The organism is Microbacterium sp. NPDC060117 (genome assembly GCF_042729315.1).
Classification (GTDB): domain Bacteria; phylum Actinomycetota; class Actinomycetes; order Actinomycetales; family Microbacteriaceae; genus Microbacterium.
Window position 1 is genome coordinate 1,230,058 of record NZ_JBHWXR010000001.1, and the last position, 19,764, is coordinate 1,249,821.

The following is a 19,764-nucleotide window of genomic DNA, read 5'->3' on the forward strand; positions in this document are numbered from 1 at the left end:
TGTCCGCCGCGACGAACGAGGACCTCCCATGCCCGACGACAAGACCCCCGACTACGACGCCGTCATCGTCGGAGGGGGCCACAACGGACTGACCGCCGCGGCCTATCTGGCCCAGGCCGGCTGCCGCGTGCTCGTGCTCGAGCGCGACGACCACGTCGGCGGGGCGGCCGTGTCCGCGCAGGCGTTCGAGGGCGTCGACGCGCGGCTGTCCCGCTACGCGTACCTGGTGAGCCTGCTGCCGCAGCGGATCATCGACGATCTGGGCCTGGACATCAGCCTCGTCCGGCGGCGCTACTCGTCGTACACGCCGGATCCGCTCGACCCGACCCGCGGCCTGCTCGTCGACCGCGCGGCGGACGCCGAGGGGGCCAGGGCCGACTTCGCCCGCGCCGGGGTCACGGCCTCCGACCTGGCCGCCTGGGACGAGTTCTCCGACGAGACCCGGCGGATCGCGGAGGCGCTGTTCCCGACCCTGACCGAGCCGCTGCCGACGCGCGCTGCGGCGAAGGCGCTCCTCGGCGACGACGAGGTGTGGGACGCGTTCATCGAGCGCCCGCTCGGCGCGACGATCGATGCTCGGTTCCGCAGCGACCTGGTGCGCGGTGTCGTCGCGACCGACGGGCTGATCGGGACGTTCACGAGCCTCGACGATCCGGCGCTCGACGCGAACCGGTGCTTCCTGTACCACGTGATCGGCGGCGGCACGGGCGATTGGGACGTGCCGGTCGGCGGCATGGGGGCGGTCTCGGGCGAGATCGCCCGGGCCGCCGCGTCCGCCGGCGCGACCGTGCTGACCGGAGCCGAGGCGCTGTCCGTCGTCCCCGCGTCGGAGGCCGGCCTCGCGACCGTGCAGTACCGCCACGACGGCGAGCTGCGCACCGTCGCCGCCCGCACGATCCTCTCGAATGTCGCGCCCGCCGTGCTCGACCGGCTGCTCGGCGACGCCGCGGCGATCGACAGGCCCGGCTTCGCGGATGGCGCCGCCGTCGTCCGCCCCGAGGGCGCACAGGCGAAGGTGAACCTGTTCCTGACCCGGCTGCCGAAGCTGCGCGACGAGACCGTCGCGACCGAGGCGGCGTTCGCGGGGACCTTCCACATCAACGAGCTCGGCGTGCAGCTGCAGGCCGCCTTCGAGCGCGCGGAGGCGGGTGAGCTCCCGGATCCGATGCCGTGCGAGATCTACTGCCACACGCTGAGCGATCGGACGATCCTGGGCGAGTCGCTCCGCGACACCCCCGCGCAGACGCTCACCCTGTTCGGCCTGCACGTGCCGGACCGCCTCGTCGACCGGATCGGCAACGACGAGCTGCGGGACCGGATCCGCACCGCGGTGCTCGCCTCGCTGAACTCGGTCCTCGCGGAGCCGATCGAGGACGTCCTCGCCATCGACGCGACGGGGAAGCCGTGCATCGAGGTCAAGACGACGCGCGACCTGGAGGAGGCGCTCGCGATGCCGGGCGGCAACATCTTCCACGGCCCGCTGTCCTGGCCCTGGGCCGAGGACGACGCGGAGCTCGGCACCCCCGCTCAGCGCTGGGGTGTGGCGACCCGCTTCCCGGACGTGCTGCTGTGCGGATCCGGCGCGGTCCGCGGCGGCGCGGTCTCGGGCATCGGCGGGCACAACGCCGCGATGGCGGTGCTCGAGGCCGACGCCGCGGGCTGAGCCGACCGGAAATCGTTGAGCGAGCACCGGCGCAGCCGGCGCGAGGCGAAACGCCGCACCCTCGTAGGTGACCGCGTTTCGTCTCGGTCGGCTTCGCCGTCCTCGCTCAACGACCCCGGAGGGGGGAGGCCCGGCCTCACACGTCGCGGGAGCGCCAGAGCAGCCAGACGAAGTACGGGGCGCCGAGGACCGCGACGACGAGCCCGGCGGGCAGCTGCGCCGGCGCGATGACCGTGCGGCCCACCGCGTCCGCGAGACCCACCAGCACCGCCCCCAGCAGCACCGCGACCGGCACCACGCGGGCGTGTCGGCCGCCGACCAGGGCGCGCGCGGCGTGCGGGGCGACGAGCCCGACGAAGCCGATCACGCCGACGGCCACCACGCTGAACGCCGCGAGGAGCGCGGCCACCGCGAGGATCAGCAGGCGCGAGCGCTCGAGCTTCACGCCGAGCGTGCGCGGGGTGTCCTCGTCGAGCGCGAGCAGATCCAGTTCCCGATTGCGCATCATCACCACGGGCAGCGCGATCAGTAGCACGACGGCCAGCGGCACGACCTGCTCCCAGATCCGGCCGTACGTCGTACCGCTCAGCCAGGTGTAGATCTTCGGTGTGTCGAACGGGCTCGCCCGCAGCAGCACGAACGAGGTGAGCGCGACCGCCGCTGACGAGACGCCGATCCCGATGAGGATGAACCGGTCCGCGCTGAGCCCGCCACGCCAGGCCAGCAGGTACACGAGTGCGAACGCCGCGATCGCGCCGACCACCGCCGCCACGAGCATGCCGAACGTCGAGGCCGCAGCGCTCGTCACCACGAGCACCGCGCCGAGCCCCGCGCCGCCCGTGATGCCGAGCAGGCCCGGATCGGCGAGCGGATTGCGGCTCACGGCCTGCGTCAGGCACCCGGCGAGCGCGAGCGCCGCACCCGCCGTGACGGCGGCGATCACCCGCGGCGCCCGCTCGTCCAGCGCGAAAGCGATCTGCGGCGGCGCCTGACCCTGCAGCCAGAGCAGCACGTCGCCGGTGAGCAGCGGCGTCGCACCGAGCAGCAGGCCGCCGACGCTGACGGCGACAACCAGCACGGCCGAGATCGCGAGCACGAGCCGGAAGTGCAGCGGCCCTCGTACCCCGAACCGGATCGACGGCGGCCGCCGTGTGGGCCCGGAGTCGCGCAACCGGCGCGCCATCACCACGAGCACGACGGATCCGAGCACCGTCGTCGCCACGCCCGTGGGCACGGCGATCGCACCCTCGGCCCCGATGACGAGCCGCAGCAGAGCGTCGGCGAGGATCACCACGAGCGCGCCGATGAGTCCGGAGGCGGGCAGCAGCAGTGCGTGTCGGCCGAGCCCCGGCACGACCCGCACCAGCAGGCGGGCGAGCACGGGCGCGCACAGTCCGACGAACCCGAGCGGACCGGCGAGGGTGACGGCGGTCGCGGTCAGCAGCACCGCCAGCAGGATCCCGAGGATGCGCGTCGAACGGATCCGCACGCCCAGGGATGCGGCCAGGTCGTCACCGAGCGCGAGGACGTCCAGTCGGCGGGCGAGCAGCAGCGCCAGCAGTCCGGCGACCACGACGACCGGCGCCGCGCGCAGGAACGCCTCCAGCCCGAGTTGGGACAGGCTGCCGCTCCCCCAGGCGAGCAGTCCCTTGGTCTGCTCGCTGAACAGGATCAGCAGCGCCGAGGTCGCGGCCTGGAACGCCAGGGCCAGCGCGGATCCGGCGAGCACCAGCCGAGTCGTCGAGGATCCGGCGCCTCCCGCGAGCCCCAGCACGATCACCGCGGCGACCAACCCGCCGGCGAATGCGACGATCCCCGACGCCCAGAACGGGATCGAGATCCCGAACGCGGCGACCGCGGTGATCGCGAGGTACGAGCCCGCGGTCACACCGAGCGTGTCGGGAGAGGCCAGGGCGTTGCGCGCCAGCGACTGCATGAGCAGGCCGGCCATGCCGAGCGCGATGCCGACGGCCACGCCGGCGGCGAGCCGGGGCAGGCGCGCGCCGAGCAGGATGTCGGGGTTCGCCCAGACCGCGCCGCTCGTGCCCTGAGTGAGGTGCCAACCCGCGGTGGCGGCGAGCGCGATGGCGAGCAGGACCAGCACCCCGACGGCACCGAGGCGCGCCCGGACGCCGGACGCGGGGCTCCCGCCCGCTCCGGTCGTCGCCCGCGCGTCCGCGCGCGCCCCGGCCGGCGATCCCGGCGCCTCCGCCGTGATCGCCGACCCCTGCTCTACCACCCGCATCGCGCTCACCGCCACCCGCTCACTTGCGGAACGCGTCGACGTACGCGTCGGCGATCTTCTCGGCCGAGCGCGGTCCGCCGAACGTCCAGATCCCGGTCGGGAACGCGTGGATCCGCTTCTCCTTGACCGCCGGGATCGAGGCCCAGGCCGGGTTCTTCTCGGCTGCGGCGATGAAGCTGTCGCTGTCGGGATCGTCGGTGCCGGTGTGCAGCAGAGTGGCGGATCCGACCGTGGTCATGCCCTCGATGTCGGTGCTGCCGAGTCCGTATGCGGGATCGGTCTCGCCCTTCCAGACGTTCGTGAGACCCAGCTCGCCGCCGATCGCGCCGATCAGCGATCCGGTGCCGAACGGACGCAGCGACACCGTGCCGCCGTCCACCCAGCCGTCGAAGTAGACGAAGTCGGTGCTGGAGGGCTTCGCCGCGGCGAGCGTCTTCTTCGCCTCCGCGAGGTGGTTCTTCATCTCCGTCGCGACGTCCGCGGCCCGCTCGGTGCGACCGGTGGCCTGCGCGATGAGGTCGAAGGTCGCGAGCAGCTGCTTCACCGGATCCTTCGCGTCGGCGCCGACCGTGACGAGCACCGGCACGCCGTACTTCTCGAGCTGGCCGATGATCGCGTCGTCGCGGGTCTGCGCCTCGACGATGACGAGGTCGGGCTTGGTCTGGAACAGCGCGTCGAGGTTCGGCTCCTGGCGGGTGCCCACGTCCTTCACGCCCTCGGGGAGAGTCTCGGCCTTGTCCCACTGTCGATAGCCGGCCGCGTCGGCCACGGCGACGGGGGTCACGCACAGGGTGAGCGCGTCCTCGACCTGCTGCCACTCCAGCACGGCGACACGCTCCGCGGGCTTGTCGAGCTTCACGGTGCGGCCGAGGGCGTCGGTCACGGTGACGGGCCCCGTGGACGTCGCCGTGGCATCGGTCGCGCACTCGGCGCTCGCGGCGGGGGCGGCGCTGCCGGTGGGCGCGGCGACGGAGGTCGTTCCGCAGCCGGCGAGGGCGAGGGTGCTCGCGGCGAGCAACGAGAGGACGGCGAGGGGCTTGCGCATGGTTCTCCAGGGTCGGTGGGGTGCGGGGTCGAGGGTGGTCGAGGACAGAGGCCCGGTTCGGCGGATCCGACGCCCGGGCCGCGAGGCGGCGGCGCGGTGCAGTGAGGCGGCCCGGCGGCGGACGCGGTGCCGGGGCCCGGCCCGCGTCAGGCGAGTTGCGGTTCGCGGGCGGGGCGGCGGGCACTGTGCCGGCCTCGCGGTATCACCCGCACGCGGCCGTCGTCGTCGAGCGCGGTGTCGATGCGCAGCCCGTAGGCGGCCGACAGGTTCTCGCCGGTGAGCACTTCGGCGGGGGTGCCGAAGGCGCGCACACGACCGTCGTGCAGGAGCACGACCCGGTCCGCGACCGCGGCGGCGTGGTCGAGGTCGTGCAGCACGACGCCCAGCGCCGTGCCCGCGTCGGCGAGGTCGCGGATGAGGTCGAGCGTCTCGATCTGGTAGCGCAGGTCGAGGTGGTTGGTGGGTTCGTCGAGCAGCAGGATCGGCGTGGTCTGCGCGAGCGCAGTGGCCAGCCAGACGCGCTGCAGCTCCCCTCCGGAGAGCTCGTCCACCGGGCGGGCGCCCATGGCGCCCAGGCCCGTGAGCGCCAGCGCACGGTCGATGGCGGTGCGGTCCTCGTCGCGCAGACCCGAGAACCGGCCCCGATGCGGGTGCCGGCCGAAGGCGACGACGTCGCGCACCTCCAGGCCGGAGGGGTGCGGCCGCGACTGCGACAGCATCGCGACGGTGCGCGCGAACTCCTTCGCATCTAGTGCGGCGGCGTCCCGGCGGGTGCCGTCGGCGTCGATGTGCACGGATCCGGCCTGCATGCGGTGCAGCCGCGCGATGGCCCGCAAGGCCGTCGACTTGCCGCTGCCGTTCGGACCGATGAGCGCCGTGACGGTCCCCGGACGAAGGGCCAGCGCGACGTCGTGCACGACGGGTGTGCGGCCGTAGTGCAGCGTGAGGCCCTCCGCCTCGAGCCCGGACGGGGCGGAGGCGACGGAGAGGATCCGATTCGTCATGTTAGGGGAGCCTAACCTATCCTTGAGGGCGTGTCACATCATCCCTACCGGACCTACCGCACCACCGTCGCCCGCCGCGAGCAGCTGTCTCCGAACTTCCTGCGGATGACGCTGACCGGCCCCGATCTCGTGCATTTCGGCACGGCGGGCCTCGATCAGCGCATCAAGCTCGTGCTGCCGCTGCCCGACGGATCCTTCACCGATGTCGGCCAGTTCGACGAATCGGTCGGCATGATGGAGTGGTATCGCCGGTGGCGAGAACTCCCCGATGAGACGCGCAATCCGATCCGCACCTACACGATCCGCGCGGTACGGCCGCAGAGTCGCGAGATCGACGTCGACTTCGTGCTGCACGGCACGGAGGGGCCCGCGTCCGCCTGGGCCTCGGCCGCCGCGCCGGGCGCACCGCTGGTCGTGATCGGTCCCGATGCGCGCGCCGACGAGACCGGAGGGCTGGAGTGGAATCCGGGTGACGCCGACTCCGTTCTCATCGCCGGCGACGAGACCGCCGTGCCCGCGATCTGCGCGATCGTCGAGTCGCTGCCCGCGCACGTCACCGGATCCGTCTACATCGAGGTGCCCACCGAGGCCGACGCCCTGCCGCTCGCCGCACCCGAGGGCGTCGCGGTCCGGTGGCTGGCCCGCGGGAGCGCGGCGCACGGGCTGCGCCTGAGCGCTGCCGTGCACGCCTGGGGTGAGACACGGGCCGTCGAGAGCGCGCCGCCGTCCGGCGCCGCAGCCACGTCCGGCGCCGCAGGTCCCGCCGCGCCCGGAGCGGGGCTCGACGCGGCCGCGGGGGCGGAACTCGCGGATCCGAACGAGGACGACGTGCTCTGGGAGGTTCCGGAGACCGCCATCGGATCCTGCTACGCCTGGCTCGCCGGGGAGGCGTCGACGATCACCGCACTGCGCCGGCATCTCGTGCGCGGCCTCGGCATCGACCGCCGTTCCGTCGCGTTCATGGGCTACTGGCGCCGGGGCCGGGCCGAGGCGGCCTGAGAGCGACGCCCCATTCCGACGCCGGCGTCCGCCTCATGATCGCCCCATGCCCGCGAGACCGAACCTCCGTCCCGAGACCGACGATCTGAGACGCGGTCTCGGGGTGGAGGTTCGGTCTCGCGGTCGGAGCGCGAGCCGAGGGCGCGGCGCGGATCCGCGGGGCGTCAGGCGGAGACGGCGCGCTGGATGAGGCGGTCGAAGACCCGCGTGGGCAGGATCCGGCGCGCGAGTACGAGCGGCTTCGCACCGAACCCGATGCGATAGCGAGGGCGCGGACGCCGCGCCGTCGCCGCCCTCACGATCGCCCGTGCGACGACATCGGGCGAGGAGGTCAGACGAGCATCCGGGCGCGAGCTGTTGCCGAGGGCGTTCGCGACCGCCTCCGCCTGCGCCCGGTACGGACCGTCGCCCGAGGTCTCGAGCACGGTGGCCGCGGCGATCGCGCCCCACTCGGTGCGGATGGATCCGGGCTGAACCACGACGACGTCGATGCCGAACGGCCCGAGCTCCATGCGCAGCGCGTCGCTGATCGCCTCGACCGCGTACTTGCTGGCGTGGTACCAGGCTCCGAGCGGTGTCGTGAAGTTCCCGCCCATCGAGGAGATGTTGATGATCGTCCCGCTGCGCTGGGCGCGCAGCTGCGGCAGCACGAGCCGCGCCATCCGGGCGAGGCCCAGCACGTTCACGTCGAGCTGCGCCTGCGCTTCGGCGAGCGGCACATCCTCCAGCGCACCGTACGATCCGTAACCCGCGTTGTTCACCAGGACGTCGATCCGCCCCTGCTCGGCAAGGATCCGCTCGACCGCGACGCGCGCGGAGGCGTCATCGGTCACATCGAGGGCGATCGTGCGGATGCCCGCCCGCTCCAGCCCGGCCATCCGGTCCACTCGTCGCGCGGCCGCGTAGACGATGAACCCGGCGTCCCTCAAGTGGCGCGCGGCGGACTCCCCGATTCCGGACGAGGCCCCCGTGACCAGTGCGACCTTTGCTCCCATGGCGACTTCTCCCGCTCTCCTCGCGTCCGCGTTCGTATCGGACCGATGGTCTCTAAGATAAAGAACCATCGGTCCCTTGTCAAGAGACCGCCAGTCTGTAGAATCGCGGGATGACCACGTTCCAGCGCGCGCGCACTGAGGAGCAGCGTGAGGTCCGGCGGCGGGCGATCCTCGACACGGCCGCCGCGATGCTCACGGAACTGCCCCTGGCCGACGTGAGCCTGAACGAACTGAGCCGCCGGGTGGGCCTGGCCAAGTCGAACGTGCTGCGTTATTTCGAGTCGAGGGAGGCGGTGCTCCTCGACCTGCTGGGCGAGCAGGCGGCGGAGCTGTTCGCCGAGGTACACGCCTCGCTCCCGGCGGCGATCAACGCCCGCGACGACGTCCGGCGCCGTGTCGCCGCCACGGCGTCCGTGCTCGCATCCGCATTCGCCCGGCACGAGATGCTCTGCGAGCTCATCGCTGCGCAGGCCGGGGTCCTGGAGCATAACGTCACCACCGACACGATCGTCAGGTTCAAGCGGAACGGCTATGAAGCGCTCGCGCGCTTCGGGGCACTGGTGCGTCAGGTGATCCCGGAGCTGACCGGGCCGCAGGCGGATGAGACGGCGCGATCGATCCTGATCGCCGTGGGCGGGTACTGGACGCACACGCATCCGCCCCAGGCCGTGCACGACGCCTACGCGCTCGATCCGTCGCTGGTGTTCCTCCCCGAGCAGTTCCAGGGATCCCTCGCCCGGATCATCGAGGTGCTGATCCTCGGGACGCTCGCCGCCTGACGTTCGCCGCCTGACGCACGCGGCCGGCCTCAGCGGGCGCGCTGGGCGACGGCGGCCTCTGTGCGGCTGGAGACGCCGAGCTTGCGCAGGATCGCGGAGACGTGCACGCTCGCGGTCTTGCCGCTGATGAACAGCCGCTCGCCGATCTGACGGTTGCTGAGCCCCTCGGCGATGAGGTCGAGCACCTGCTGCTCGCGCGCGGTGAGCTCGATGCTCTCCGCGGTGTGCGCACCGCGCGTCGCGGCGCGGTTGAGCCCCGCCGCGTCCATGAACTCCGTGGTGCGGCGGCGCAGCCGGTCGTGGCCCAGCCCCTCCGCGATCGCGGCGGCCTCGGTCACCAGCTCGACGGCGGCCGTCCTGTCGCCCTCCGCCACGAGCACTCGGGCGCGCTCCAGCCGGACGAGCGGGCGGAAGACAGCGGGCACGTCCTCACCGTCGACGAGCACGACGGCCGCCTCGAGCCGTTCCGGATCCGCGTCCAGCAGAGCCGTGAGCACGGCGGCCCAGTGCGGGTGCTGCAGCTCGGCGGGCAGGGAGAACCACCGTGCGCGCACGAGCTCGGCCGTCGCGTCGGCGAGCGCGCCGTGTCCGTCGGCGCGGAGGTCGGCGACGACCCGGCCGCCCTCGAGCAGGATCCGCCCCATCAGGGCGAGCCGCTGACCCGGATCCTCGATCACCATGCGCAGTTCCGCGGCGGCGCGCACCGAGTCGCCGAGTCCGAGAGCGATGAGGATCTCGACGTCGTGCAGCGAGTACCAGACCTGCCGCTCCACGGCCGCGACGCCCTCGGCGATCGAGCGCCACTCGCCGAGCACGCGGACGGCCTCATCCATCTCGCCGCGCCAGACCAGCGCCCGGATGCGCGACATCGTCGAGTACATCCGGAAGACCTGCAGCGTGCGCACGGCGAGGTCCCGCGCGGAGATCTCCTCCACCCGGTCGATCTCGCCGAGCTCGAGGAGGGGTTCGACCATGTTGTGCGACAGGATCGCGCCGGTCGACCGCTCGACGCCGAGCGTCCGCGAGTGCGCGACACCGGCCTCGGCCACCTCGACCGCCTCACGGAAGCGACCGAGCATGTTGAGGCTGTCGGCGTAGTTGACGCGATAGCGCAGCTGGGCGTCGTGATCGGCCGCGTGCTCCCAGGACAGCCGGAAATCGGCGAGACCGGCCGCGACCTCTCCGAGATGGATCCGGCTGCAGCCGCGCAGATTCGCGGCGACGGACATCACGTTGTCGAAGCCGATCGACTCCGCCAGCCGGAACGCCTCGTCAGCGGTCGCGACCGCGTCCTCCAGCCGTGCGCCGATGAGGTAGCGGCCCGCGAGATAGCCGAGCAGGGCGGCCCGCAGCCGCTCCTGGCCCGGCTCGGACTCGACGATCGCGAGCGCCTCCAGGAACAGGTCGGCAGACCCACCGCGGCCGAGATTCTGCAGGTAGAGCGCCTTGTCGCGCAGCAGCCGCGCATGCACCGAACGGTCGACGACCGCGGGGTCGATCTCGTCGAGGGCGAGCGAGACCACGGCGAGCGCGCGCTCCCCGTCCCCGCCGTTGCGCAGGATGGATCCGACCTGGGCGAGCAGGGGGATCCGCTCGATGCCGGCGACCTCCGCCGGGTCGGGCACCTGCTCCCACAGTTCCAGGGCGAGTTCGCCGAAGCGTGCCGCGGTCGAGAAGGCGTAGCTGTTCTTCGCCTCCTGCATCGCGGTGACCGCCGCCGCGAGCGCACGCGGGGAGTCGTGGGCTCGGTGCCAGTGGAACGCGAGGGTCGACGGCGCCGCGCCGGCCGCCTCCAGGGCGTCGGCATAGGCCCAGTGCAGGCGAGCGCGCTCACCGGGCAGCAGGTCGTCGTGCACGGCTTCGCGCAGCAGCGCGTGCCGGAACCCGTAGCTCTCCCGATCAGCGACCCCGACGATGCCGGCTCCCATCGCCTCGCGGACGGCCTCATCGAGGCGCTCGTCGCCGAAGCCGGCGAGCGTGGCCAGCAGGTCGTGGGAGATCGCCCCGTCGGATCCCGAGGCGACCCGCACCACGCGCTTCGCGTCGTCGCCGAGGGCGTCGAATCGGGCGAGGAGGACGTCCCGCAGGGTGTCGGGCATCGGGCCCTGCACGTTGCAGAGCAGCTCTTCGACGAAGAACGGCACGCCCTCGCTGCGCTCCATGAGCTTGGCCAGGCCGACGTCGCCCACCGGTCCGCGCAGGCGCTGCACGAGATCGCGCACGGCGTTCGCGTCCAGGCGGTCGAGGGTCACGCGGTCGAGGAGGCGGGCGCGCTCGGCCTCGGCGAGGAACGTGCGCACCGCTCCGCCGCGGCGCACCTCGTCGATGCGGCAGGTGAGCAGGAACAGCACGGGGCGGCCTGCGAGGGCTCGGAGCAGGAAGGACAGCATCGACAGGGTCGCGGCGTCAGCCCAGTGCAGGTCTTCGATCACGACCACCACCGGACGGACGGACGCGGCCGCCTCCAGCAGGTTCGCGATCGTCTCGCGCAGCCCCTCGGGGCGGATCGTCGAGCGATCGACCGGACCGACGGCGCGCTCGGGCAGCAGCAGCTGCAGGGCGTCGCGGCCCGGCCCAGCTGCCTCGTCGGCGCGGTCGCCGAGTTCGTCGAGCACCCCGCGCAGGATCGCCGGAAGCGGGCCGAAGGGCGCCGGCGTGGATCCGTAGTCCAGGCACCAGCCGGTCAGCACCGTGGCCTCGTCCGCCACGCGGCGGCGGAACTCCGCCGTCAGCCGGGACTTGCCGATGCCCGCCTCACCGCCGATTAGCACGGAGGCGGACTCGCCGGCACCGGCACGGCGCAGAGCGTCGTCGAGGAGCGCGAGTTCGGCATCGCGCCCGACCATGGCGGCCGACGTGGTGGCGAGGGACATGTCTTCATCGTGCCATCCGCCACGGACATCGGGCGCCGCCGTGCGGGCGGCGCCGCTCTCGGCAGAACCGGCGGCGTCGGCGGCGGACGCGGAAGAGCCTCCCGGCGGCAGCGGATCCTGTGCCGGATCCGTCGTCGGGAGGCTCTTGCGTTCGGGGGCGCCCGCAGTCGATGACAGGGCGGGCGCCGTGGCGGTGGGCGCCGGGACGGGCGCCGCTGCGCTCATGCGGCGTGCGAGACGCAGCCGACGAGCTCGCGGTCGCGGGTCTCGTCCGACGCGGAGACGAGCTCCGCGATCTGCGTGGTGGGGGCGACCGCGGAAGCCGCGGGGGCGGCCACGGCCGTTTCGGCCTCGCGCGTCTCGACCGCGGGGGCCGGCACGACCGCGGCACGGCGGGCCTGCAGACGACGCAGCGCGCGGCGCAGGATCCCGTCGCGGCGGACGATCAGGTCGGCGTTCTCCGCGGCCATCCTGGCGCGCTCGGCGCGGATCGCGGCCTGCTCGAGCTCCAGCGTGGTGATGCGGTAGCTCATCGCGTAGTTCAGTTCCATGATGTCTCCTTCTCCGGTACTCATACGCTCGTCGCTAAGGCCCCCTGCCCCCATCGGGCAGATGCCCTAACTTCCGACGCGGGTACCTCAGATCGCGGACTACCGTGGGTAGCATGCGTCCGCTCGCCGCCCTCCGCGCCGCCCGACGCGCGCCGCTGCTGCAGGTGGCGAAGTCGGCGGCGGCGACGATCGCGGCCTGGCTCGTCGCCGGCTGGCTCGTGCCGGGACACCTGCCCGTGTTCGCGGCGATCGCCGCGCTGCTCGTGGTGCAGCCGAGCGTGAACCAGTCGTTCGCGAAGGCCGTCGAGCGCAGCATCGGCGTGATCGCGGGCGTCGTGATCGCGGTGCTGCTGAGCCTCGCCCTCGGCGGCCTCAGCTGGGTCGTGCTGCTCGCGGTCGTGGTGGCGATGGTGGTGGCGTGGTCGTTCAAGGCCACTCCTGGCACCGCGAACCAGGTCGCGATCTCGGCGATGCTCGTGCTCGCGCTCGGATCGGCGAGCCCCGACTATGCAGTCGACCGGATCCTGGAGACGCTGATCGGCGCCGCGATCGGCTTCGTGGTCAACGTCGCCGTGGTGCCGCCCGTGCTGGTCGCCCCGGTGCGGCGCGATCTGGCTCTGCTCGGCGGGGAGCTCGCGGCCACCCTCGACCGCCTGGCCGACGCGATCGCCGTGGAGCAGAGTCCCGCCCGCCTTCAGGAGCTCATGCTGGAGGCCCGGCTGCTGCGCCCGATGAAGGATGCCGCCGACGCCTCGCTCACCGCCGGCGAGGAGTCGCTCACCCTGAACCCCCGCGGATCCCGCCATCGCGCGGAGTTCACCGCGATGCGCGCGCTGCTCGAGCGCCTCGGCCCGATCGTGACGCAGGTGATCGGCATGACGCGCGCCTTCGTCGACCAGTGCGACGACACGCTCCCGGCCGAGCCCTCGGTCGCTCCGATCGCCGATCAGCTGCACCGCGCGGGCCACGACGTGCGCCTCGCCGTGCAGCTCGCCGAGGTGGTTCCCGAGCCCGAGGCGCTCACCTCGGCGATCCCCGCACTCACCTCACCGCTGGACATCCGCCCGCCGTCGTCGCGCAACTGGGTGCTGATCGGATCCCTCACCGAGGACCTGCGCCGGATCCGCGCCGGCCTGCGCGACGAGGCCTGAGCAGCGGGCGTACCCGGCCTCGGTCAGGATCCGATGAACTCCTCCACCGGGCCGAAATCGGGCTCCTCGCGGATCTCGACGGCGGACCCGATCCCGTCGGTGTCGAGCACGCGGATCTCGTTGCGTCCCTCCCGCCACAGCGGGCTGGGGGCGTAGAGCGTGACCTGCGGGCCGACCGCGCGGTGGCGCCCGAGCAGGAACCCGTTCAGCCACACCAGGGCGTTGACGGCGCCGGGGAACGCGAGCCAGGCGTCGGCCGGGTCTGCGACGTCGAACACGGCGACCGCGAGGCCGTCGGCCGGCGCGGCCGCGGCGAGGGGGTCGCCCGCGACCGTGCCGGCCGGCGCGTCCTGCGGGATCACCCGATGGGTCCAGCCGTGCGCGAAGCGGCGTCCGACCCTCACCCCCGCCATGATCCCCTTGCCCTCGCCGGTGAGCGGTCCGTAGTTGACGCGCCCCTGGCTCTCCACGACGAGGGTGAGCAGGCCGGATCCGCCTGTCCCGGGAAGGTCGAGCGTCCGCTCGCCGTCGCGCTCGAGCACGCCGAGGCGCACCCCGTCGAGGAACACGACCGCCCGGTCGTGCAGCACGTCGACGGTCAGCGCAGCGCCCGGAGCGAAGGAGATCTCCGCTTCGTAGGCGACCAACCCGTCCTCGGCGCCGAGCTCCTCGAAGGTGAGCGGCATCGGCGCCGTGGCGCCGGCGGGGACAGCCCGCACAACGTCGAGCAGCGCGGTCACCGGCACCAGCGGCGTCGAGGCGGCGGGCTGCCGGCGGGGCGCTGCCGGGATCGGCGGCAGGTCGCCGTCGTGGAACGGGGCGAACGCGGCCCGCAGCGCATGGAACTTGTCGTTCAGGGATCCGTCCTCGCCGATCGGCGCATCCGAGTCGTAGCTCGTGACGGTCGGCTGCAGCACGCGATCGTGGTTGGCTCCCGCCCAGAGGCCGAAGTTCGTGCCGCCGTGCGCCATGTACAGGCTCACGGATCCGCCCTCGGCCAGCAGCTCCTCGACCGTGCCGATCATGCTCGCCGCCGAGCGCACGTGGTGCTGCTCGCCCCAGTGATCGAACCAGCCGCCCCACAGCTCGGCGCACAGCAGCGCCTGGTCCGGCACGCGCAGGCTCTGCGCCTCCGCCACGCCGGTGCCGAACGTGAACGACCCCATCGCCCCCTCGACGCTGCCGTTTCGGACCATGTCCGCCGTCGCGCCGTCGGCGGTGGTGAGCAGCTCGACGATGCCCCGCGCACGCAGCCCGTCGCGCAGGTGCACGAGGTAGTCGTGGTCGCTGCCGAAGGATCCGTACTCGTTCTCGATCTGCACCGCCGTGATGGGGCCGCCGTGCGCGGCCTGCAGCGGCGCGAGCCGCGGGATCAGCGCGTCGTACCAGGCGTCGACGGCGGCGAGGAAGACGGGCTCGCTCGTGCGCAGCGCGCGGGTGCGTCCGCTCAGCCAGAACGGGATCCCGCCGTTCGACCACTCGGCGCAGATGTACGGGCTCGGGCGAACGAACACGTCGAGCCCGACCTCGCCGGCGAGCCGGATGAACCGCTCGGCGTCGCGCCAGCCGCTGAAGTCGACGGCGCCCTCGACCCGCTCGTGGAAGTTCCATGGGATGTAGGTGTCGACCGTGTTCGCGCCCATCGCGGCGAGACGGCGCAGCCGGTCCTCCCACTGGTCGGGGTGGATCCGGAAGTAGTGCACCGCGCCGGAGAGCATCCGGAACGGCCTGCCCTGGCGCTGCAGTACGCCGTCCTCGTAGGTGAGCGCGGCGCGCAGGGACTCGGTCATGGCTCTCCTCGGGGTGCGGCACGATGTTTGCGTCACCATTGTCGCATCCCGGGTCCCTCGCGCTGCTGCGCCATAGGCTGGCGGCATGTCCACGACCCTCGCCCAGGCGCTCGCCGATCTGGCCGCCCTGGAGGATCCCAAGGCCCGCGCCGTCAATGAGCGGCACGGCGACGCGCACGGCGTGAACCTGTCGCAGTTGCGTGCGCTCGCGAAGCGGATCGGCGCCGATCCGGAGCTCGCCCGCGAACTGTACGACTCCGGGGATGTGGCCGGACAGCTCCTCGGCATCCTGCTCGCGAAGCCCCGCGGCCTCGACACCGACGACCTCGACCGCATGGTGCGCGCGACGCAGAGCGCCAAGGCGCACGACTGGCTCGTGGCGTACCTCGCGAAGAAGTCGTCGCACGCCGAGGAGCTGCGCCAGCGCTGGCTGGACGACGCGGATCCCGACGCCCGCGCCGCGGCCTGGTCGCTCACCTCCGCGCGCGTCGCGAAGGACCCCGAGGGCCTCGACCTCGACAGCCTGCTCGACCGGATCGAGCGCGAGCTCGCCGCCGCACCGGCCCGCGAGCAGTGGGCGATGAATGAGACGCTCGCCTACATCGGGATACACCACCCGGCACTGCGCGACCGCGCGATCGCGATCGGCGAGCGGCTGCAGGTGCTCGCCGATTACCCGACGCCTCCGAACTGCACCTCGCCGTTCGCGCCGTCGTGGATCGCGGAGATGGTGCGCCGCCAGGGCTGAGCCATGCAACGGGCAGGGCCGGTCGGACCGGTGCCCAGTGGCATTCGGCCAGCGGCCCCCGTGAACGGCGAACGGGGCCCATTGCGCAGCCCCGGGGCTGCGGCGGATAGACTCCTATCCAGGTCGACCTGCCCGACCGATAGCGAGGTTTGGTATGCCAGAGGCTGCTCCGCACCTGGACGAAGAGATCGACGTCGATCACGACACCGCCCTCGACGCACTCGCGTACGAGTGGATCCGCGACCGCATCATCGACGGCACGATGAAGCACGGATCCCGCGTGCGCGAACGTGACATCGCCGCTCAGCTCGGCGTCTCGCGCAACCCGATCCGAGAGGCACTGCCCCGGCTCGAGGCCGAGGGGTACATCCGCACGCTGCACCGGCGCGGCGCGGTGGTCACCCCGATGCGCGTGCGGGAGATCATCGAACTGTTCTCGGTGCGCGCCGTACTGGAGCCGCTGAGCGCCCGCGAGGCCGCGCAGCGCTGCGCCGAGGGCGCCTCCGCGGAACCGTTGCTCGCCTGCCTGGCTGCGGCGGAGGAGGCGATGAGCAGCGGCGACGCGCACCGGATCGCGGACGCGACGGCGGCGTTCCACGACGTGATCGTCGAGCTGAGCGGCAACGTGCTGCTGCAGCAGATCAGCCTGCCCATCAGCGGGCGAGTGCGGCGGTACTTCAACATCATCACGCAGGAGGGCGACGCGAACACCCACGACGAGCACCGCCTGCTCTGCGAGGCCATCGCCGGCGGGCACGTCGAGTGGGCGGGCAGCCTCGCCGCGGCGCACCTCGAGCACGGCAGGGTGAGTTCGATGAAGATCGTGGACCAGCTCTTCGAGCCCTGAGCTCCGGACGCACACCTGGCATGCCAGATCGCCCCCTCCTCGAAGGAGGGGGCGATCTGCATCAGAGGGTCGGGAGCAACTCGGACCAGTCCGGCGCGAAGCGCTCCCGGCGCACCCAGAGGCGCTCGCTGCCGCGTTCGACGAGGAAGCCCTCGGCATCGCGCGAGAGCAGCTCCTCTCCGCGCGGCGAGTCGAACAGCCGCTCGGTCCAGTCCTCGACCGTCGGGAACGTCGACTCGTATAACCCGTCGAACACGGTCGCGCCCGGCGTGCTCCAGATCCGGTAGCTCTGCACGTAGCGGACGGCGCCGGGGTGGTGCCGCCGAACCAGCTCTGCGTGCACTCCTCCCCAGTGCGCGACGAACCCGTCCCGATCCAAGTGACTCTGTCGCACCTGCGTGCCGATGCGGATCCAGCCGCGGGTGCCGTTCGGATCGCCTTCGTCGTGGCGGCGATCGAAGACCACCCGCTCCAGGATGCTGCACTCGGCCCCGCCGAGCTCGGCGCAGAGCGGGGAGGCGTCGGCCGGGCCGGATCCGACCGGCAGTCCGTACAGGTGCAGCAGCGCCCCGAACTCGCCGGGTCCGGCCTCGGACTCGTTCACCAGCGGGCCCGGCGAACGCAGATCGAGCGACACCTCGACCGCGATCCCCTGGGCGACGAGGTCCCGGGCCACGGCGCGCAGTGCGAGCGGATCCTGCGGACCGCGCAGCATCCAGACCCGCTTGTGCCGTAGCGAGACGTCGGAGAAAGATGGGCCGGTACGCACCACGTCAGACCACGTTCAGCCGGTTCGGGATGGAGTTGAGCTCCTCCACGCCGTTCTCGCCGAGCAGCACCGTGCCGCCGACGCACACGCGCTGACCGTCGCGCAGGGCGTTCGGCTCGAAGGCGAACGCATGTCCCTCCTGGATGACGAAGTCGCCGTCGATGCCGACACCGCCGGGCAGCTTCGGCAGACCGGCGAGGGCCGGGTCCACCTCGGGGTGCAGACGGGTGGCGCTGTTGTAGATCGGCGAGACGGTCTGCACCATCGGACCGGTGTTCCACGTGCGCGAGCTGCGCAGCGGCTCCTCCATGATCGCGGCGAGCTCGGAGAACAGCATGCCCGGCTTCAGTGCGGCCAGACCCGCCTGGTAGGAGTCGACGCAGACCTGCTCCAGCTCACGCAGCAGAGGGCTCGGCTCGCCGAACGACACGTCGATCTGCTGCTGCGATTCCTGACCGCCGTAGAACGCGAACACCTCGGCGGCGATCGTGTCGCCGGTCTTCAGGATCCGCGGGGCCCCGCCCATCTCGAACCACTCCGGCACCGACCACGCGAACATGCTCTCCCCGGCGCGCTCCAGCATGAAGGGCCAGCGCACCCAGCCGCCGCCCGCGATCACGGCGTGGAACGCGGCCGCGGCGATCTCGTGCTCGCTGCCGCCCCGACGCGCGGTCTCGACGAACGCGCGGCAGGCGTCCTCGCCCAGCGATGCCGCCTTGCGCAGCAGCACCCGCTCCTCGGGGCTCTTGATGATGACGATCGACTCGTACGGATCCGACACGTCCACCCATTGCACGTGCGGCATCGCGGCGATCACGTTCTGCCACTGGGTGTGCGAGATCGTCCCGGCCCACTGCGAGACCATGCGGCTGGTGAGCCCGACGACCCCGAGCCGGGCGTCCTCCATGCCGCGCTCCTTCAGGGTCGCGGCGAGGTTGGCGATCGCGTTGCCGGGCACCCAGTCCTCGACCCAGCGCTCCCAGCGGTGGCCCTGCGCGTCGTATCGCTCGAGCGGCACATCGCCGATGAAGTACGTGGGGTCGTCGGTCGCGGTGAGCAGCACGACGCCCCGCTTGCCCTCGTTGGTGAGGTAGGAGTCGGCGATGTCGCGGCCGGTGCCGAACACGACGATGCCGTCCAGCCCCTCCTTCGCGATGAGGCCGCGGATCGCCGCCCAGCGGCGGTCGCGCTCCACGAGGCTCAGCGTCGGGTAGTTCGCCTGGATGTCGGTCATTGCTCTTTCCTTCACTGCGTGTGTGTTCCTGTGGTCTCCAGCGCCGAGAGCTCGCTGCGGAGCCGTCGGACGCTGCGGACGATGAAGTCGAGGGCGTCGCCCTCTCGGACCGGTGCGCGCAGGGCGTCCAGCCCCGGCGCGCGACCGCGTGAGACCCGTTCCTCGTAGGCGCGGGCGAGTCGCACCAGCTCGATCACCTCGCCGGGTGCGAGGTCGGGGTGCCCCTCGCGCCAGTGCGCATCGAAGAGGTGGATCCCCATCTCCGCGCGGCTCGAGATGATGCCTTCGATCGAGAGCATCACGTCCCGCTCCGGGCCGAGCGCCGCCAGCAGTGCCGGCCAGTCCAGCACGCCCTCGCCGACCGGGAGCAGGAACCGGCTGAGCCCCTCGTCGGTGAAGACGAGCGCGACATCCCGGATGTGCGCGGCCCGCAGGTACGGCGAGACGCGCACGGCCGCGGCGACCGGATCCTCCCCGCGCACGGCCACGTTCGCGCTGTCGAACGTGATCCCGAGCACGTCGGGGCCGACCGACTCCACCAGTCGCACGAGCTCGTAGGTGGTGATCTCCTCGTGCGTCTCGATGTTCAGATGGCTGCCGTGTGCGCGCAGCACCGGCGCGAGCGACTGCAGGAACCGCTCGGTCGCGACCAGCTGCTCCGGCCAGTCCACGTCGGTGCGGAACCGATCGAAGGCGAACCTGCCCTTGTCGGCCAGTCGGAATTGATAGTTGCTCAGCGCGCTCCACAGCTCGTGGATCCCGGCTGCGGCGGACACCTCGATCATCCGCACCATCGCGGCGCGGTAGTCACCGCCCATCCTGCGGATGTGCGGTGACTCGGGCGTCGAGAACGGGTTGACCTTGCCGACCCCTGCCTCGAGCCGCAGCCCGAGGTCGGCCGCGCACTGCGCGGCCGACCGCACTTCGTCCTCGTCGAGGTCTGCGCTCAGCTCGAGCACGGACCGGAAGTACACCCCGTCGAGGGAGTGCTCGGCCGCGCGCTCGAGCATCCAGCACGCCCCGTGCTCGTCCGAGCCGGGGAACTTGGTGCTGTCGACGCCGACCAGCACA

General features: G+C 72.4%; 16 protein-coding genes. 6 read left to right on the forward strand and 10 right to left on the reverse strand.

Going from position 1 to position 19,764, the window contains the following annotated elements; all coding sequences use genetic code 11:
- Nucleotides 1-28: 28 nt before the first annotated feature.
- Nucleotides 29-1,663 (forward strand): phytoene desaturase family protein, encoded by a 1,635-nt coding sequence (locus tag ACFWCK_RS05510; RefSeq protein WP_378804919.1) that lies wholly within the window; start codon nucleotides 29-31, stop codon nucleotides 1,661-1,663.
- A 136-nt stretch (nucleotides 1,664-1,799) separates the two neighbouring features.
- Here ACFWCK_RS05510 and ACFWCK_RS05515 read toward each other — a convergent pair whose 3' ends face one another.
- The 3 genes from ACFWCK_RS05515 to ACFWCK_RS05525 form a co-directional block, all read right to left on the reverse strand.
- Nucleotides 1,800-3,908, reverse strand: coding sequence for an iron ABC transporter permease (locus ACFWCK_RS05515; protein ID WP_378804920.1), 2,109 nt, complete (start codon nucleotides 3,906-3,908; stop codon nucleotides 1,800-1,802).
- Between the two features lie 19 nt (nucleotides 3,909-3,927).
- Nucleotides 3,928-4,953 (reverse strand): ABC transporter substrate-binding protein, encoded by a 1,026-nt coding sequence (locus ACFWCK_RS05520; RefSeq protein ID WP_378804921.1) that lies wholly within the window; start codon nucleotides 4,951-4,953, stop codon nucleotides 3,928-3,930.
- Between the two features lie 146 nt (nucleotides 4,954-5,099).
- Nucleotides 5,100-5,957, reverse strand: coding sequence for an ABC transporter ATP-binding protein (locus tag ACFWCK_RS05525; protein WP_378804922.1), 858 nt, complete (start codon nucleotides 5,955-5,957; stop codon nucleotides 5,100-5,102).
- Nucleotides 5,958-5,987: 30 nt separating this feature from the next.
- Here ACFWCK_RS05525 and ACFWCK_RS05530 point away from each other — a divergent pair, with 30 nt between their 5' ends.
- Nucleotides 5,988-6,956: a siderophore-interacting protein gene (locus ACFWCK_RS05530; protein WP_378804923.1), complete on the forward strand. Its 969-nt coding sequence runs from the start codon at nucleotides 5,988-5,990 to the stop codon at nucleotides 6,954-6,956.
- 164 nt (nucleotides 6,957-7,120) lie between these two features.
- On the opposite strand, the gene ACFWCK_RS05535 is transcribed toward ACFWCK_RS05530, so the two are convergent.
- Nucleotides 7,121-7,951 (reverse strand): oxidoreductase, encoded by an 831-nt coding sequence (locus ACFWCK_RS05535; RefSeq protein WP_378804924.1) that lies wholly within the window; start codon nucleotides 7,949-7,951, stop codon nucleotides 7,121-7,123.
- A gap of 110 nt (nucleotides 7,952-8,061) precedes the next feature.
- Between ACFWCK_RS05535 and ACFWCK_RS05540 the strand changes: the two genes are divergently transcribed.
- On the forward strand, nucleotides 8,062-8,730 hold the full coding sequence (locus tag ACFWCK_RS05540; protein WP_378804925.1) for a TetR family transcriptional regulator: 669 nt from the start codon (nucleotides 8,062-8,064) through the stop codon (nucleotides 8,728-8,730).
- A gap of 29 nt (nucleotides 8,731-8,759) precedes the next feature.
- On the opposite strand, the gene ACFWCK_RS05545 is transcribed toward ACFWCK_RS05540, so the two are convergent.
- On the reverse strand, nucleotides 8,760-11,603 hold the full coding sequence (locus ACFWCK_RS05545) for an AAA family ATPase (protein ID WP_378804926.1): 2,844 nt from the start codon (nucleotides 11,601-11,603) through the stop codon (nucleotides 8,760-8,762).
- A gap of 221 nt (nucleotides 11,604-11,824) precedes the next feature.
- Complete coding sequence (locus tag ACFWCK_RS05550) at nucleotides 11,825-12,154, reverse strand: hypothetical protein (protein WP_378804927.1); 330 nt, start codon at nucleotides 12,152-12,154, stop codon at nucleotides 11,825-11,827.
- A 113-nt stretch (nucleotides 12,155-12,267) separates the two neighbouring features.
- On the opposite strand from ACFWCK_RS05550, the gene ACFWCK_RS05555 reads away from it, so the two are divergent.
- Nucleotides 12,268-13,305, forward strand: a complete 1,038-nt coding sequence (locus ACFWCK_RS05555) for an aromatic acid exporter family protein (protein WP_378804928.1) — start codon at nucleotides 12,268-12,270, stop codon at nucleotides 13,303-13,305.
- 23 nt (nucleotides 13,306-13,328) lie between these two features.
- On the opposite strand, the gene ACFWCK_RS05560 is transcribed toward ACFWCK_RS05555, so the two are convergent.
- Complete coding sequence (locus ACFWCK_RS05560; RefSeq protein ID WP_378804929.1) at nucleotides 13,329-15,095, reverse strand: beta-galactosidase family protein; 1,767 nt, start codon at nucleotides 15,093-15,095, stop codon at nucleotides 13,329-13,331.
- An 85-nt stretch (nucleotides 15,096-15,180) separates the two neighbouring features.
- Here ACFWCK_RS05560 and ACFWCK_RS05565 point away from each other — a divergent pair, with 85 nt between their 5' ends.
- Nucleotides 15,181-15,843: a DNA alkylation repair protein gene (locus ACFWCK_RS05565; protein ID WP_378804930.1), complete on the forward strand. Its 663-nt coding sequence runs from the start codon at nucleotides 15,181-15,183 to the stop codon at nucleotides 15,841-15,843.
- Nucleotides 15,844-15,997: 154 nt separating this feature from the next.
- Nucleotides 15,998-16,690 carry a GntR family transcriptional regulator gene (locus tag ACFWCK_RS05570; RefSeq protein WP_233311610.1) on the forward strand — a complete coding sequence of 231 codons (693 nt, stop codon included), beginning with the start codon at nucleotides 15,998-16,000 and terminating at the stop codon, nucleotides 16,688-16,690.
- A 61-nt stretch (nucleotides 16,691-16,751) separates the two neighbouring features.
- Here ACFWCK_RS05570 and ACFWCK_RS05575 read toward each other — a convergent pair whose 3' ends face one another.
- The 3 genes from ACFWCK_RS05575 to ACFWCK_RS05585 are packed head-to-tail and all read right to left on the reverse strand — an operon-like array spanning nucleotide 16,752 to nucleotide 19,763.
- Complete coding sequence (locus ACFWCK_RS05575; RefSeq protein WP_378804931.1) at nucleotides 16,752-17,405, reverse strand: EthD domain-containing protein; 654 nt, start codon at nucleotides 17,403-17,405, stop codon at nucleotides 16,752-16,754.
- Nucleotides 17,406-17,463: 58 nt separating this feature from the next.
- Nucleotides 17,464-18,693 (reverse strand): M24 family metallopeptidase, encoded by a 1,230-nt coding sequence (locus ACFWCK_RS05580; RefSeq protein WP_378804932.1) that lies wholly within the window; start codon nucleotides 18,691-18,693, stop codon nucleotides 17,464-17,466.
- Between the two features lie 11 nt (nucleotides 18,694-18,704).
- Entirely contained in the window at nucleotides 18,705-19,763 is a 1,059-nt protein-coding gene (locus tag ACFWCK_RS05585) for a sugar phosphate isomerase/epimerase family protein (protein ID WP_378804933.1), read from the reverse strand.
- Between the last annotated feature and the right edge of the window lies 1 nt (nucleotide 19,764).